Annotated in this window: 11 protein-coding genes and 2 tRNA genes; 10 read left to right on the top strand and 3 right to left on the bottom strand. The window is 59.0% G+C overall.

What is annotated here, in order from left to right:
* Positions 1-60: 60 nt before the first annotated feature.
* The 8 genes from cysS to lpxA all read left to right on the top strand — a co-directional run bounded on the left by cysS (position 61) and on the right by lpxA (position 9988).
* Positions 61-1482: a cysteine--tRNA ligase gene (cysS, locus tag A7P95_RS10505; protein WP_067595089.1), complete on the top strand. Its 1422-nt coding sequence runs from the start codon at positions 61-63 to the stop codon at positions 1480-1482.
* A gap of 386 nt (positions 1483-1868) precedes the next feature.
* Positions 1869-3047: a 1-deoxy-D-xylulose-5-phosphate reductoisomerase gene (gene ispC / locus A7P95_RS10500; RefSeq protein WP_067595086.1), complete on the top strand. Its 1179-nt coding sequence runs from the start codon at positions 1869-1871 to the stop codon at positions 3045-3047.
* Between the two features lie 173 nt (positions 3048-3220).
* Positions 3221-4573, top strand: coding sequence for an RIP metalloprotease RseP (gene rseP, locus A7P95_RS10495; protein ID WP_067595083.1), 1353 nt, complete (start codon positions 3221-3223; stop codon positions 4571-4573).
* Positions 4574-4576: 3 nt separating this feature from the next.
* On the top strand, positions 4577-6976 hold the full coding sequence (gene bamA / locus A7P95_RS10490) for an outer membrane protein assembly factor BamA (RefSeq protein ID WP_067595079.1): 2400 nt from the start codon (positions 4577-4579) through the stop codon (positions 6974-6976).
* Positions 6977-6988: 12 nt separating this feature from the next.
* The gene (locus tag A7P95_RS10485; RefSeq protein ID WP_067595076.1) at positions 6989-7489 is read left to right on the top strand and encodes an OmpH/Skp family outer membrane protein; all 501 of its coding nucleotides are present in this window, start codon (positions 6989-6991) and stop codon (positions 7487-7489) included.
* 88 nt (positions 7490-7577) lie between these two features.
* Positions 7578-8606 (top strand): UDP-3-O-(3-hydroxymyristoyl)glucosamine N-acyltransferase, encoded by a 1029-nt coding sequence (gene lpxD / locus A7P95_RS10480; RefSeq protein WP_067595073.1) that lies wholly within the window; start codon positions 7578-7580, stop codon positions 8604-8606.
* 1 nt (position 8607) lies between these two features.
* The gene (gene fabZ / locus A7P95_RS10475; RefSeq protein WP_067595070.1) at positions 8608-9072 is read left to right on the top strand and encodes a 3-hydroxyacyl-ACP dehydratase FabZ; all 465 of its coding nucleotides are present in this window, start codon (positions 8608-8610) and stop codon (positions 9070-9072) included.
* A 139-nt stretch (positions 9073-9211) separates the two neighbouring features.
* Positions 9212-9988 carry an acyl-ACP--UDP-N-acetylglucosamine O-acyltransferase gene (gene lpxA, locus A7P95_RS10470; RefSeq protein WP_067595059.1) on the top strand — a complete coding sequence of 259 codons (777 nt, stop codon included), beginning with the start codon at positions 9212-9214 and terminating at the stop codon, positions 9986-9988.
* A 249-nt stretch (positions 9989-10237) separates the two neighbouring features.
* On the opposite strand, the gene fumC is transcribed toward lpxA, so the two are convergent.
* From fumC to A7P95_RS10455, 3 genes are all read right to left on the bottom strand, one after another.
* Positions 10238-11632, bottom strand: a complete 1395-nt coding sequence (gene fumC, locus A7P95_RS10465) for a class II fumarate hydratase (RefSeq protein WP_067595057.1) — start codon at positions 11630-11632, stop codon at positions 10238-10240.
* Positions 11633-11801: 169 nt separating this feature from the next.
* Positions 11802-11878 (bottom strand) — tRNA-Asp (locus A7P95_RS10460).
* A 13-nt stretch (positions 11879-11891) separates the two neighbouring features.
* A tRNA-Val gene (locus A7P95_RS10455) sits at positions 11892-11967 on the bottom strand.
* A gap of 213 nt (positions 11968-12180) precedes the next feature.
* On the opposite strand from A7P95_RS10455, the gene recJ reads away from it, so the two are divergent.
* Both recJ and pilB read left to right on the top strand, forming a co-directional pair.
* Complete coding sequence (gene recJ, locus A7P95_RS10450) at positions 12181-13878, top strand: single-stranded-DNA-specific exonuclease RecJ (protein ID WP_067595054.1); 1698 nt, start codon at positions 12181-12183, stop codon at positions 13876-13878.
* 172 nt (positions 13879-14050) lie between these two features.
* Positions 14051-15727 carry a type IV-A pilus assembly ATPase PilB gene (gene pilB, locus A7P95_RS10445; protein ID WP_067595051.1) on the top strand — a complete coding sequence of 559 codons (1677 nt, stop codon included), beginning with the start codon at positions 14051-14053 and terminating at the stop codon, positions 15725-15727.
* Positions 15728-15754 lie beyond the last annotated feature (27 nt).

The following is a 15754-nucleotide window of genomic DNA, read 5'->3' as shown; positions in this document are numbered from 1 at the left end:
CGAAGCTGATGTTTTCAGGTAGCCTTTCCCTCTTTCACTAACCATAATTTAAACCCAACCATGACCACCCTCTACAACACTCTCACCCGCCAAAAAGAGCCCTTCGCCCCCATCGACCCCGCAAACGTGCGCATGTACGTTTGCGGTATGACCGTGTACGACTACTGCCACCTCGGCCATGCCCGCGTGATGGTGGTGTTCGACATGATTGCCCGCTGGTTGCGCGAGTGCGGCTATCCGCTCACTTATGTGCGCAACATCACCGACATCGACGACAAAATCATCGCCCGTGCGGCCGAAAACGGCGAAACCATCGGCGAGCTCACCGCGCGTTTCATCCAAGCCATGCACGAAGATGCCGACGCGCTGGGCGTGTTGCGCCCCGACATCGAGCCGAAGGCGACGGAAACCATCCCGCAAATGATTGCCATGATTGAAACCCTAATTCAAAACGGCAAAGCCTATCCCGCCGCGAATGGCGACGTTTACTACGCCGTGCGCGAGTTCCCCGCCTACGGGCAGTTATCGGGCAAATCGCTGGATGATTTGCGCGCGGGCGAGCGCGTGGAAGTGGACGGTTTCAAACGCGATCCGCTGGATTTTGTGTTGTGGAAGGCCGCCAAGGAAGGCGAGCCGGCATGGGAAAGCCCGTGGGGCAACGGCCGCCCGGGCTGGCACATCGAATGTTCTGCCATGAGCGACAACCTGTTCGGCGATACGTTTGACATCCACGGCGGCGGCGCGGATTTGCAGTTCCCGCACCACGAAAACGAAATCGCCCAAAGCGTGGGCGCCAGCGGCCATGTTTGCGGGCACGAACACGCGCACACCCACCACGGCCAAAATATTGCCAGCCATGTCAAATATTGGCTGCACAACGGCTTCATCCGTGTCGATGGCGAAAAAATGTCCAAATCGCTGGGCAACTTCTTCACCATCCGCGAAGTGTTGAAGCAATACGACCCCGAAGTTGTGCGCTTCTTCATCCTGCGCGCCCACTACCGCAGCCCGCTGAACTATTCCGACGCGCATTTGGACGACGCCAAAAATGCCCTCACCCGCCTCTACAACACCTTGGCCAACGTGCCGCCCGCAGAATTTCAGGTAGACTCCGAAGCCAACGATTACACCCGCCGCTTCTTCGCCGCCATGAACGACGACTTCGACACCGTGCAGGCCGTGGCCGTATTGTTCGAGCTGGCCGGCGAAGCCAACAAAACCCAATCTGCCAAGCTTTCCGGCTGCCTCAAAGCCCTGGCCGGCACCATCGGCCTCCTCCAGCGCAGCCCTACCGAATTCCTGCAAGGCGGCACGGCGGCAGGCGGCTTGGGCAACGAAGAAATCGAAGCCCTCATCGCCCAGCGCCAACAAGCCCGCGCCAGCAAAAACTGGGCCGAATCCGACCGCATCCGCGACCTGCTTGCCGCCCAAGGCATCACCCTGCGCGACGGCGCCGGCGGCACCACTTGGACGCGCGATTAAGCCATCCGCCCCAAGCAAAATGGCTACCTGAAAACGCAACGCAACGAAGTTTCTGCGAAGCTAAAATTTCCGCTTCGTAGAAATGCCCGGAGCCCGTTTTCAGGTAGCCTTTCCCGTTCCTCCCTGCCGCCCAATAGCAAGCACAGGCAAAAAGCAGTATAGTTCCCCATTTGCCAAACCGCTTTAAGCAGCCCAAAGCAACCCCACCCACCCACACAAACAGGCTACCTGAAAGCGCCAGCTTCAACGAAGTTAAAACACAGTTTCCAAAGAAAACGGAGTTTCTGCGAAGCTAAAACGAAATTTCTGCGAAGCTAAAACGCAGCCAAAAACAAGCAAAGCAAATTTCAGCACAGCCAAAAACAGCCAACACACCGCCACCCGCCATGACCCAATCCCTCACCATCCTCGGCAGCACCGGCAGCATCGGCAGCAGCACGCTCGACGTCGTTGCCCGCCATCCCGAACGTTTCCGCATTTTCGCCCTCAGCGGCCACCGCCAAACCGACAAGCTGGCCGAGCAGTGCCTATCCTTCCGCCCGCAATACGCCGTTACCGCCGATGCAGCCCAAGCCGCCGAGCTGCGCACACACCTCGCCGCCGCCGGCTGCCCAACCGAAGTGCTGCACGGCGCTCAAGCCCTCATCGACATCGCCACCGCGCCCGAAACCCACGGCGTGATGGCCGCCATTGTCGGCGCCGCCGGCCTGCCGCCCACGCTTGCCGCTGCCCGCGCCGGCAAAACCATCTATCTGGCCAACAAAGAAACGCTGGTGGTGTCCGGCAGCCTCTTCATGCAAACCGCCGAACAGGCCGGAGCGCACATCCTGCCCGTAGACAGCGAACACAACGCCATCTACCAAGTTCTGCCGCCCAACAAAGGCTACCTGAAACACAACGGCGTCGAATCCATCATCCTCACCGCATCCGGCGGCCCCTTCCTACACACCAATCTGGCCCACTTCCCCGCTATCACCCCCGCCCAAGCCGTCAAACACCCCAACTGGCAGATGGGGCGCAAAATCTCCGTAGACAGCGCCACCATGATGAACAAAGGCCTCGAGCTGATTGAGGCGCACTGGCTGTTCGGCTGCCCGCCGGAAAAGCTCGAAACCGTCATCCACCCGCAAAGCGTGGTGCACAGCATGGTGCGCTACACCGACGGCTCAGTGCTGGCGCAGCTAGGCACGCCCGATATGCGCACGCCCATCGCCTACTGCCTCGGCCTGCCCGAGCGCATCGCCTCCGGCACCGCGCCGCTGGATTTCGCCAGCCTCGCCGCGCTCACCTTCGAAGCGCCCGACTACCGCCGCTTTCCCTGCCTCGAGCTGGCCTACCAAGCCATGCAGGCCGGCGGCGGCGTGCCCTGCGTACTCAACGCCGCCAACGAAATCGCCGTGGCTGCCTTTCTAGACGGCCGCATCCGCTTCACCGACATCGCGCCGGTGGTGCGGCACACGCTGGAGCAGGATATTTCAGGTAGCCATCAAAGCCTGGAAGGCCTGCTGGCCCGGGATGCCGCCGCCCGCCGCGCGGCGACGGATTATGTGGAGCGGCTGGGCTGAGCCCTGCCCACAATGTTTTGTCCAAACCGCCTGTTTCCATTACAATACGGCGTTTCCCCTATTCTCCGGCACATCATCGGGCTACCTGAAAACGCAAGCTTCGGCGCAGTGAAAATCTGAAACCCCGATTTTTCAGGTAGCCTCAAGCAGCAAGCCGGGCTCAAGGAGCATCTTTGTCTCTTCTCTATACCGTTGGCGCGTTTATCGTGGCCATCATGATTTTGGTCAGCCTGCACGAGCTGGGGCATTTGCTGGTGGCGCGCTGGTGCGGCATCAAAGTGCTGCGCTTCTCCGTGGGCTTCGGCACGCCGTTTTTCAACAAACGCTGGCGCAACATCGAATGGTGTTTGGCGCCGATTCCGCTGGGCGGCTATGTGAAAATGGTCGATACGCGCGAGGGCGACGTGCCCGAGGCCGACCTGCCCTACGCCTTCGACAAACAACACCCCTTCAAACGCATACTGGTGGTGGCCGCCGGCCCGCTCACCAATCTGGCGCTGGCCGTGCTGCTCTACACCTTCTCCTTCGGCCACTTCGGCGCGCAGGAAGTGCGGCCGATGGTGGGCATGGTGGCGCCCGAATCGCTGGCCGAAAAATCCGGCTTCGCCCCCGGCGACACCATCCAAGCCGTAAACGGCAAAGCCGTGGCCACTTGGGGCGATGCGCAGTCGGAAATCATTTTGAATCTGGACGCGAGCAAAGTTCAGGTAGCCGTGCGCCAGGCCAACGGCCAAGAAACCGTGCGCACCATCGACGCCGCCGGCACGCCCGAAGCCAAAGAAGTGGCGCGTCGTGGCGGCTACTTCGGCCTCACCGCCCTGCGCAAAACCACCATCCTCGCCACCATCCAGCCAGGCTCGCCCGCCGAACGCGCCGGCCTGCGCAAAGGCGACCGCGTGGTGGCCATCGACGGGCAAATCGTACACACCTGGCCGGAATTAACCACCGCCATCCGCCGGCATCCGCAAGACAAGCTCACCGTAGATATCCTGCGCGGCGGCAAACCTTTTCAGGTAGCCCTGCGCCCCGACAGCCGCGAAGACCGCAACGGCGAGCGCTACGGCTTTGCCGGCTTCGATTCCGAAACCGACCGGCGCTGGATGTCGCTCGCCACCTACCGCTACCACCCCTCCTGGCCTCGTGCCGCTGAAATGGGCATAGAGCGCGTGGGCACCTACACCGCGCTCACCGGCCGCCTGTTTGCCCGCCTGCTCACCGGCCAGGCTTCCGTGAGCCACATCTCCGGCCCGCTCACCATCGCCGACTACGCCGGCAAAACCGCCGCCTCCGGCATTCAGGATTACCTGGAATTTCTCGCCGTGGTCAGCATCAGCCTCGGGATTTTGAATTTGCTGCCGATTCCTATTTTAGACGGCGTTCATTTAATGTATTATGCCGCCGAATGGATTCGCGGCAAGCCCGTCAGCGCCAAAGCGCAGATGTGGGGGCTGCGTTTTGGCCTCTCCCTGATGCTGATGCTGATGCTGGTGGCCTTTTTCAACGATATCACCCGATTATTGGGATAAAGCATGAAACTGAACAAACTTTCTTTCGCCTTGTTTGCAGCCGGCCTGTCTTCTTGGGCGCTGGCCGCCGCACCGTTTACCATCCAAGACATCCGCATCGAAGGCCTGCAACGCACCGACCCCTCCACCGTGCTGGGCTACCTGCCGGTGAAAGTGGGCAGCACCTTCAACGACGGCGAAGGCGAGCAAATCATCAAAAACCTCTACGCCACCGGCCTGTTCGACGACGTGCGCGTGGAAACCATGGGCAACCAAGTTTTGCTCACCGTGGTGGAGCGCCCCATCATCAACACCCTCACCGTAACCGGCGGCAAAACCCTGCCCAGCGACGCCATCAAGAAAAACCTCGACAGCTTCGGCCTGGGGCAATCGCAGCCGTTTAACCAAGCCATCCTGAACCAGGCCGTGGCCGGCTTGCAGCAGGAATACGCCAACCAAGGCAAACTCTCCGCCACCGTTACGCCGGAAGTAACCCGCCTGTCGCGCAACCGCGTGGACATCACGCTGAAAATCGACGAAGGCGCCACCACCCGCATCGAAGAAATCGACTTCGAAGGCAACCAGCACTTCTCCAACCGCACCCTGCGCCACCAGATGAAGCTCGACCGCCACGGCATGCTCAGCTGGCTCTCCAAAGACGACCGTTTCTCCGACGAACAATTCCGCAAAGACCTGCAATCCATCACCGACTTCTACCAAAACGAGGGCTTCTTCGAAGGCCGGGTGGAAGATGCCGACGTGCGCTACAACCAAGACCGCACCAAACAAACCCTGTGGATTAAGGTGCACGAAGGCGAGCGCTACCGCTGGGGCAAAGTGCGCATTGAGGGCGACACCCGCGAAGTGCCGCGCGAAGAGCTGGAAGCCCTGCTGAAAATGCGCGAAGGCAAGCGCTACAACCGCTCGCAGATGGTGGATAGCCTGCAAGCCATCCAAGACCGCATGGGTCAGGCCGGCTACGCGCTGGCGCAAGTGGGCGTGCAGCCGCAGCCCGACCAGGCCAACCACACCGTGGATTTCGTACTCACGGTAAACCCCGGCCGCAAATACTATGTGAACCAAATCCACATTTCCGGCAACAACAAAACCCGCGATGCGGTGATTCGCCGCGAAATGCGCCAAACCGAAGCCGCGCCCTACGATTCGGCCAAAATCAACCGCTCCAAAGACCGCATCCAGCTTTTGGGCTACTTCGACGATGTGAAAGTGGAAAGCCGCCCGCTGCCCGATACGCCCGACCAAGTGGACATCGACGTATCGGTGAAAGAGCGTTCCACCGGCTCGGTGGAAGTGGCCGCCGGCTGGGTACAGGATACCGGCCTGGTGCTCTCCGCCGGCGTGGCGCAGGATAACCTGTTCGGCACCGGCAAATCCGCCAACTTCCGCATTGCCCGCGGCAAAACCCAAAACACTGCCTCGCTGTCGTTTACCGACCCCTATTTCACCCCCGACGGCGTGAGCTTGGGCTACGACATCTACTACCGCGGCTTCATGCCCTACAAATCCAGCTCCAGCAGCATCGGCTCAAACAACTACGAAACCACCCGCATCGGCGTGGGCGCGCGCATGGGTGTGCCTATTACCGAATACGACCGCGTAAACTTCGGCCTCGGCGTGGAGCACCTCACCGTGAAGCTGCACGGCGACAAGCTGAACCAACCCTACCGATACCAAGACTTTATTCGAGAACACGGCGAGAAAAACTGGCTGCTCAAAGGCAACATCGGCTGGGGTCGCAACAAAACCGACGATGCCCTGTGGCCAACCCGCGGCTACACCACCAGCGTAAACGCCGACCTCGGCTTGCCCGGCGGCGATTTGCAATACTACATCCTCACCCACGACCAGCGCTGGTTCTTCCCCTTGAGCAAGAGCTTCACCCTGATGCTCGGCGGCGAAGTGGGCTATGCCGGCAAGTTCGGCGGCACCTCCACCGTGCCCTTCTTCAACAACTTCTACGGCGGCGGCCTAGGCTCCGTGCGCGGCTACGAAAGCGGCTCGCTCGGCCCGAAAGTGTATGAGAACTACAGTGGCGGCAGAAACATTGTGAACTACGGTGGCACCTATAAAGCCTATGCCTCCGCCGAGCTGCTGTTCCCCTTCCCCGGCGTGAAAGACCAACGTTCCGTGCGCCTGAGCGTGTTTGCCGACGCCGGCAGCGTGTGGGACGGCAAAACCTACACTCCCGATGCCTACGGCCCCGCCAAACCAAACGGTACCAACGGCTACTACAAACAAGACCACCGTTCCACCTTCAGCAACGAATTGCGCTATTCCGTGGGCGCGGCGCTCACCTGGCTCTCGCCCCTGGGCCCGATGAAATTCAGTTTCGCCCATCCGCTGAAAAAAGAGGATAGCGACCAAATCCAGCGCTTCCAGTTCCAGCTGGGCACGACGTTCTAAGGAAGGCAAGCCATGAAGTCCACCCTCCCCCGCCTCGCCGCGGCCGCCCTTGCCGCCGTTTTGGCGCTGCCGGCCGCCGCCGACGGCGTGCAGAAGCTCGGTTTCATCGACACCGAGCGCGTGTATCAGGAATCCACCCAGGCGCAGCGCATCCAAACCACGCTGCAAAGCGAATTCGGCAGCCGCCAGCAGGCGCTGCAACGGCTGCGTGACCAGGGCATCGCCCTGAAAACCCGCCTCGACCAAGGCCGCCTGAACGCCGCCGAACGCCGCCGCACCGAGCAGCAGCTGATCGAGCTCGACCGCAACCTGCGCCGCCAGGCCGCCCAGCTCACCGAAGAGTACAACCTGCGCCGCAACGAAGAATTCGCCGCCCTGCAGCAAACCGCCAACCGCGTCATCACCGACTTGGCACGCCGCGACGGCTACGACCTGATTATCCAAGACGCCATCTTCGTCAACAGCCGTTTCGACATCACCGACGAAGTCATCCGCGCCCTCAACAGCCAATAAAGGCTACCTGAAAAACATAAACGCAGCCCAAGCCGGGTTTCGGCAGCACAGCCCGCCCGGCTCATCCGCCACACAGGCTACCTGAAAAATGCAGAAACCGCTTTCCCAACTCACCGCCGCATTAGGCGGCCGCATCGTAGGACAAGACGTGGCCGTCAGCCGAATTGCCCCGCTGCATGCCGCACAGGAAGGCAGCATCAGCTTCGTCGCCCACGCCAAACACCTGCCCGAAGCCCTCGCCAGCCAGGCCGGCGCCCTGATTGTGCACCACAAGCTGGCCGACAAACTGCCCGGCCGCAACCTCATCGTGTGCGACAACCCGCAGCTCTACTTCGCCCAAACCGCCCGCCTGTTCCACCCCGCGCCCTTGCCCAAAGCCGGCATCCACCCCAGCGCCGTGGTGGAAGCCAGCGCCGTCGTGCCCGCCAGCTGCGAAATCAGCGCCAACGCCTACATCGGCGAGCACACCGTATTGGGCGAAGGCTGCCGCATTCTGGCCAACTGCGTGGTGGAAGCCGACTGTGTGCTGGGTCAACAAGTTACCCTGCACCCGAACGTAACCGTGTATGCCGGCTGCACCCTCGGCGACCGAGTAGAAATCCACTCCGGCACCGTGATCGGCGCCGACGGCTTCGGCAACGCCTGGGCGCAAGACCATTGGTACAAAATCCCGCAGGTGGGCAGCGTGGCCATCGGCAACGACGTGGAAATCGGCGCCAACACCACCATCGACCGCGGCGCCATCGAAAACACCGTCATCGCCGAGGGAGCGAAAATCGACAACCTCGTGCAAATCGCCCACAACGTGCACATCGGCGCACACACCGCCATCGCCGCCTGCGTGGGCATTGCCGGTAGCACCCACATCGGCGCCTACTGCCAAATCGGCGGTGCCGCCATGTTTGTCGGGCACATCAAAGTGGCCGACAAAACCTTTATCGGCGGCGGTACCCTGGTGGCCGCCTCCATCAGCGAGCCAAACTACTACGCCAGCTCCTATCCGCTGCAAACCCACCGCGACTGGGTGAAAAACGCGGTGCACCTGCGCCATTTAAACGAGCTGCACCGCCGCGTGAAAGATTTAGAAAACACAGTAAAACCAACAAAGGAACAATAACATGCAATTAGAATCCATCGAACTGCCCTTAGACGTGCGCACCCTGCAACGCCTGCTGCCGCACCGCTACCCCTTCCTGCTGCTCGACCGCGTGATCGGCTTTGAAAAAGAAAAAAGCCTCACCGCCATCAAAAACGTCTCTATCAACGAGCCCTTTTTCGAAGGCCACTTCCCCGATTTCCCCGTGATGCCCGGCGTGTTGGTGATTGAAGCCATGGCGCAGGCCGCCGGCGTGCTCGCCATCCTCAGCCGCGGCGAGCGCCAGGAAAACGAAATCTACTTCTTCGTCGGTATCGACAGCGCCCGATTCAAACGCCAAGTCGTGCCCGGCGACCAGCTGCAAATCCACTTGGACGTGATTACCCACAAGCGCGACATCGGCAAATTCAAAGCCACCGCCACCGTAGACGGCCAAATCGCCGCCGAAGCCGTGATCATGTGCGCCAAACGCGCGGTAGACAAATAGCCCGTATTTTCAGGTAGCCCTACCGCTTCGGCGGCAGCCGCGGCGGCATGGCGAAAACCTCGTTTCACCGCCATCAAGCCCGCCCCGGCTGCATTTTTCAGGTAGCCTCTCCCGCCCGCCGCCCCATTAAGGAAAACCCATGTCCCTAATCCACCCCACCGCGATTATCGACCCCCAAGCCCAGCTCGACAGCAGCGTTAAAGTCGGTGCCTACAGCGTGATCGGGCCCAACGTGCAAATCGGCGCCGGCACCGAAATCGGCCCGCACGTCGTCATCAACGGCCACACCACCATCGGCGAGCACAACCGCATCTTCCAATTCGCCAGCCTCGGCGAAATCCCGCAAGACAAAAAATACCAGGGCGAGCCCACCCGCCTCATCATCGGCAACGGCAACACCATCCGCGAATTCACCACCTTCAACCTCGGCACCGTTACCGGCATCGGCGAAACCCGCATCGGCGACGACAACTGGATTATGGCCTACTGCCACCTCGCCCACGACTGCGTGGTCGGCAGCCACACCATCTTCGCCAACAACGCCTCCCTCGCCGGCCACGTAACCATCGGCGACTACGTCGTGCTCGGCGGCTACACCCTCGTGTTCCAATTCTGCCAAATCGGCCGCTACGCTATGACCGCCTTCGCCGCCGGCGTGCACAAAGACGTGCCGCCCTACTTCATGGCCGCCGGCTACCGCGCCGAGCCCGCCGGCATCAACAGCGAAGGCATGCGCCGCAACGGCTTTTCCCCCGAGCAGATCGCCAACGTGAAAAACGCCTACAAAATCCTCTACCGCCAAGGCCGGCCCCTCGAAGAAGCCCGCCGCCAAATCACCGAGCTGGCCGCCGGCGCACCCGAGCTGGCCATCCTCAACGACTTCCTCGCCGACTCCCGGCGCAGCATCATCCGCTGAATTCATCTGCAAACAGCAAAAGGCTACCTGAAAACTCAGCAGGAAATTTTCAGGTAGCCTTTTTGTCGCTCACAGAAAACCACAAAACCATACCGCATGAAACATTCGCCCCAAGCTGCTCAGAAGGCTACCTGAAAACAACCCCACCGTTTTTCAGGTAGCCTCTTTCCCCAGCCAATACAAAAGCGCACACCGTTTCCGGCATGCGCTTTCTTTGCGGCGCGAAGCCGCGTCAATCCGATATCAGGTTCACTTCAGGCTGCCCACCATATCGGCCGGGCGCACCCATTGGTCAAACTGCTCCGCCGTGAGCAGGCCGGATTTCACCGCCTCTTCGCGCAACGTGGTGCCGTTTTTGTGCGCCGCTTTGGCGATTTTGGCGGCATTTTCGTAGCCGATTTTGGTGTTCAGCGCGGTGACCAGCATCAGCGAATTGTCGAGCTGCATCTGGATGCGCGGCAGATTCGGCTCGATGCCGGCGGCGCAGTGCTCGTCAAACGAAATGCAGGCGTCGGCCAAGAGCTGCGCCGATTGCAGGAAATTGGCCGCCATCACCGGTTTGAACACGTTGAGCTGAAACTGCCCCTGCGTGCCGGCAAAGGAAATGGCGGTGTCGTTGCCCAATACTTGGGCGCACACCATGGTCAGCGCCTCGCATTGGGTCGGGTTTACCTTGCCAGGCATAATGGACGAGCCGGGCTCGTTTTCAGGAATCAGGATTTCGCCGATGCCGGAACGCGGGCCGGAAGCCAACAAGCGGATATCGTTGGCAATTTTATACAGCGACACGGCCAGCTGCTTGAGCGCGCCGTGGGTTTCCACGAAGGCGTCGTGCGCGGCCAGCGCTTCAAATTTGTTCGGCGCGGTCACAAAAGGCAGGCCGGTAAACTTGGCAATATAGGAGGCTACCTGAACATCGTAACCCTTGGGCGTGTTCAGTCCGGTGCCGACGGCGGTGCCGCCCAAGGCGAGCTCGGCCAGATGCGGCAGGGTGTTTTCCAGCGCGCGGATGCCGAAGGCGAGCTGGGCGGCATAGGTGGAAAATTCCTGCCCCAAAGTCAGCGGGGTGGCATCCATCAAATGCGTGCGGCCGATTTTCACCACCTGCGCGAACTCGGCTGCCTTGGCGGCAAAAGTCTGCTGCAAACGCTTCACGGCGGGCAGGGTGTGCCGCACCACTTTCTGGTAAGCGGCAATGTGCATGGCGGTGGGATAGGTGTCGTTGGAAGACTGCGATTTGTTCACATCGTCATTCGGATGGATCACGCTTTTCTCACCCAGCTTGCCGCCGTTGAGCACATGGGCGCGGTTGGAAATGACTTCGTTCAGGTTCATATTGGACTGCGTGCCGGAGCCGGTCTGCCAAATCACCAGTGGGAATTCGCCGTCCAGCTTGCGCGCCAGGATTTCATCGCAGGCGGCGGCAATCAAATCGCGTTTTTCCGCCGGCAACACGCCCAAATCGGCATTGGCAAAGGCAGCCGCCTTTTTCAAATAGGCAAACGCTTCAATGATTTCCTGCGGCATGGAAGCGGCCGGGCCGATTTTGAAGTTGTTGCGCGAACGCTCGGTTTGCGCGCCCCAATAACGCTCGGTCGGCACCTGCACTTCGCCCATGGTGTCTTTTTCAATACGAAATTCCATTACACAGCTCCTGAAGTTGGTTGAAAATCTGGGTTGTTCAGCAGAAAACAGTTGGTTTCCACAACCCTTATTAGCCGGGCGAATATACCACAAAATCAATTCGTTTTTACACGGCAGGCAGGAAATGTTAAAGCCCTCCTGCTTTTCAGCAGAAGGGCTTTATTTCGTGTGGCGCGGTGGACGGGACTCGAACCCGCGACCACCGGCGTGACAGGCCGGTACTCTAACCAACTGAGCTACCACCGCGCGCGCAAAAAAATGGTGGGTGATGACGGAGTCGAACCGCCGACATTCTGCTTGTAAGGCAGACGCTCTACCAACTGAGCTAATCACCCGTGTCGTGCACAGCACTAGAAGATGCGCATTAAACCAAACTATCCATTTTATTGCAAGCACTATCTTGAAAAAATTTAAGCAGATTTCCCCACTAGATTGTTTTAAAAAATAAAAAACTTTTTGGCATTTCCGCCGACGCACCTCTAGCCAAGCATTTCACCCTGTCATTTGAGGTATAATAAACCCTTCGATTCCATCACCTTCCCCGGTTTATGCATACCGTTATCCGCACACGCCAGCCCGATGCCCAGGCCGAGCAAACCCTGCTGAATGCCGGCACGCCGCCGCTGCTGGCCCGCCTGTTTGCCGCGCGCAACGTGCGCTCTCCAGAGGAGCTGTATACCAATCTGGGCAGCCTGCTGCCGTTCCAATCATTGAAAAATATCGAAGCCGCAGCCAAGCGGCTGGCACAAGCCATCCGCAATCAGGAACGCATCCTGATTATTGCCGATTACGATGTGGACGGCGCCACCGCCTGCACGGTCGGCATCTTGGGGCTGCGCCGCATGGGGGCGGTGGTAGATTTTTTGGTGCCCGACCGTTTCAAACACGGCTACGGGCTGACGGCGCACTTGGCCGAAGTGGCCGCCCAACGCGGCACACAGCTGTTGCTCACCGTAGATAACGGCATGTCCAGCGCCGCTGCCGTGGAACGCGCCAAAGAATTGGGCATGGACGTGATCATCACCGATCACCACCTTCCGGCTGACAATCTGCCAAACTGCATCATCGTTAATCCCAACCAGCCCGGCTGCGGCTTTGCCAGCAAAAACTTGGCCGGCGTCGGCGTGATTTTCTATGTGCTGACCGCACTGCGTGCACATTTGCGCGCGCAGCAGTGGTTTGCCCCGAACAGGCTACCTGAACCCAATCTGGCCGACCTGCTCGATTTGGTGGCACTGGGCACGGTGGCCGACGTGGTGCCCCTCGACCACAACAACCGCATCCTGGTTACGCAAGGCATCAACCGGATGCGGGCCGGCAAAACCCGCATCGGCATCCGCTCGCTTTTTCAGGTAGCCAAACGCGATATACGGGAAGCTAAACCCTTCGACCTCGGTTTTGCCATCGGCCCGCGCATCAACGCCGCCGGCCGGCTGGATAAGATGGACATCGGCATCGCCTGCCTGCTCTCCAGCGAACCGGGCGAAGCCTCCGCCCTGGCCGAACAGCTCAACGAGCTCAACCGTGCTCGCCAAGACATCGAGCAATCCATGCTGCAAGAAGCCGTGGCGGCAGCCGACCAAATCATCGTGGGCAACAGTTTAAGCATCACCGCCTTCCATGCCGGCTGGCACCAAGGCGTGATCGGCATCGTGGCCGGCCGGCTCAAAGACCGTTTCCACCGCCCGGCCATCGTATTCGCCCCGGCCGGCAACGGCGAACTGCGCGGCTCCGGCCGTTCGATTCCCGGCCTGCACCTGCGCGACGCCATCGACTTGCTGTCCAAGCGCCACCCCAATCTCGTCCTGCAATTCGGCGGGCACGCCATGGCCGCCGGCCTCAGCATCCGCGAAGCAGCATTCCCAACTTTTCAGGTAGCCTTTGAAACCCTGCTGGCCGAGCTGCTCGACCAAGACACGCTCACCCGCACCTTATTAACCGACGGCAGCCTGAAACCGGACGAACTCTCGCTGCAAACAGCGGAAACCCTAGCCAAGCAAGTATGGGGGCACGGCTTCCAGCCGCCCAGTTTCCACAACCAATTCGAAGTATTGTGGCAGCGCATCGTGGGCAACGGACACAAAAAAGCCGGCCTAAATTGCGGCGGGCAGGTGGTGGAAGCCATGTTTTTCCGCTGCACCGAAGAACTGCCAGCCAAAATCCGCACCGTATACCGTCCAGTGGCCAACCAGTGGCGCAACCAATGCGAATTGCAGCTGTATATCGAGCACTGGGAAGCCGCCTAAGCGGAGCCGGCTCGGCAAACGGTATATTCTTACCGTGATTTAACTTATAATCACATCTTAACTATAGTATGTAAAAGCATTATTACTAAAATGTGGGTATTGTCGGCAGCAATCTAAGAGCAAATAAAGTGCCGATTTTTTCAAATTCGTTCTACTTTACTCAGGCAAATATATGAGCGTCGGACTATTGCGCGTCCTGTTTCAAAACAAACTCATCGAACAGGACCAGGTTGAAAAATACCGAGAAAAAATTAATCAAAACAAAAATATCATCCCCATGCTGGCCGAGGCCGGCATCATCAAGCAAGCGGATTTGGCTCAGCTGCTGGCCAAACTGTTCCACTACCCCATTTTGGATTTATCGCAGTATTCCCGCTCCATGATGGTGCAGGACGTACTCAACGATGCGCAAATGACCGAGCATCGCTGCGTACCCTTATTCAAACGCGGCCAGAAACTGTTTTTGGGCGTTTCCGACCCTACTTTGTTGCAAACATACCAAAAGCTGATTTTCCCCAGCGGCCTGATGGTCGATTTGGTGCTCATTAACGATGAACAGCTGGATGGCCTGCTGGAATTTGCCAGTCAAACCTCCACTTCGATTTTGGATGAAATTTCTTCCGACTCCACCGGAATAGCAGCTCCAGCCGCCATGATGGTAGACGACGAGGAAGAAGACGGGCCGATTGCCAAGTTTATCCACAAGGTGCTGTCTGACGCCCTGAACACTGGGGCTTCGGATATCCATTTCGAATTCTACGAAGAAATGGCGCGCATCCGCTTCCGTACCGACGGTCAGCTGCGCGAAGTGGTACAGCCCCCGCTGAATATCCGCGGACAGATTGCTTCGCGTATCAAGGTTATGTCGAAAATGGACATTTCCGAAAAGCGCGTGCCGCAAGACGGCCGTATCCAGATTCAGTTCAACAAAAACCAGAAACCGATCGACTTCCGTGTGAACACGCTGCCCACGCTGTTCGGCGAAAAAATCGTAATGCGTATTCTGAACTCAGATGCAGCAACGCTGAATATCAACCAGCTGGGTTTCGAGCCTTTCCAAAAAGAATTGCTACTGGAAGCCATCCACCGTCCCTACGGCATGGTGCTGGTAACCGGCCCGACCGGTTCCGGTAAAACCGTATCGCTGTATACCTGCCTGAACATTTTGAATACCGACAGCGTTAATATTTCCACTGCCGAGGACCCTGCGGAAATCAACTTGCCCGGTATCAACCAGGTAAACGTGAACGACAAACAAGGCTTGACCTTCTCTGCTGCGCTGAAGGCTTTCCTACGTCAAGACCCGGACATCATCATGGTGGGTGAGATTCGCGACTTGGAAACCGCCGACATTGCCATTAAGGCTGCCCAAACCGGCCACATGGTGTTCTCAACCCTGCATACCAACAATGCGCCGGCCACCTTATCGCGTATGCTGAATATGGGCGTGGCGCCGTTTAACATCGCCAGCTCGGTTAATCTGATTATGGCGCAGCGCTTGGTTCGCCGTTTGTGTACCTGCAAACAGCCGATTGAGCGTCCACCGGCCGAAGCCTTGCTGAAAGTCGGCTTTACCGAAGAAGATTTGAAAAAAGACGATTGGCAGCTCTACCGCCAAGTGGGCTGCGACCGCTGCAAAGGCAAAGGCTTCAAAGGTCGTGCCGGTGTGTATGAAATCATGCCGGTTACCGATGCGATGCAAAAAATCATCATCAACAACGGCACAGAGGTGGATATTGCCGAACAGGCTTATGCCGATGGATTGGTCGATCTGCGTCGGGCAGGTATTCTCAAGGCAATGCAGGGCATTACCACCTTGGAAGAAATTCTTGCCACCACCAACGACTAAACCTAAAAATCAGTTTTAATTCAAAAG

Origin of the sequence: Eikenella longinqua (assembly GCF_001648355.1) — a bacterium.
GTDB lineage: Bacteria > Pseudomonadota > Gammaproteobacteria > Burkholderiales > Neisseriaceae > Eikenella > Eikenella longinqua.
The sequence above is the reverse complement of the archived record's forward strand: the minus strand, read 5'-3'. Positions and strand labels throughout refer to the sequence as shown.

Excerpts from the sequence above, each read along its gene's own strand:
- cysS (WP_067595089.1), top strand. The coding sequence starts at position 61 with ATGACCACCCTCTACAACACTCTCACCCGCCAAAAAGAGCCCTTCGCC.
- ispC (WP_067595086.1), top strand. The coding sequence starts at position 1,869 with ATGACCCAATCCCTCACCATCCTCGGCAGCACCGGCAGCATCGGCAGC.
- bamA (WP_067595079.1), top strand. The coding sequence starts at position 4,577 with ATGAAACTGAACAAACTTTCTTTCGCCTTGTTTGCAGCCGGCCTGTCT.
- A7P95_RS10485 (WP_067595076.1), top strand. The coding sequence starts at position 6,989 with ATGAAGTCCACCCTCCCCCGCCTCGCCGCGGCCGCCCTTGCCGCCGTT.
- lpxD (WP_067595073.1), top strand. The coding sequence starts at position 7,578 with ATGCAGAAACCGCTTTCCCAACTCACCGCCGCATTAGGCGGCCGCATC.
- fabZ (WP_067595070.1), top strand. The coding sequence starts at position 8,608 with ATGCAATTAGAATCCATCGAACTGCCCTTAGACGTGCGCACCCTGCAA.
- lpxA (WP_067595059.1), top strand. The coding sequence starts at position 9,212 with ATGTCCCTAATCCACCCCACCGCGATTATCGACCCCCAAGCCCAGCTC.
- fumC (WP_067595057.1), bottom strand. The coding sequence starts at position 11,632 with ATGGAATTTCGTATTGAAAAAGACACCATGGGCGAAGTGCAGGTGCCG.
- recJ (WP_067595054.1), top strand. The coding sequence starts at position 12,181 with ATGCATACCGTTATCCGCACACGCCAGCCCGATGCCCAGGCCGAGCAA.
- pilB (WP_067595051.1), top strand. The coding sequence starts at position 14,051 with ATGAGCGTCGGACTATTGCGCGTCCTGTTTCAAAACAAACTCATCGAA.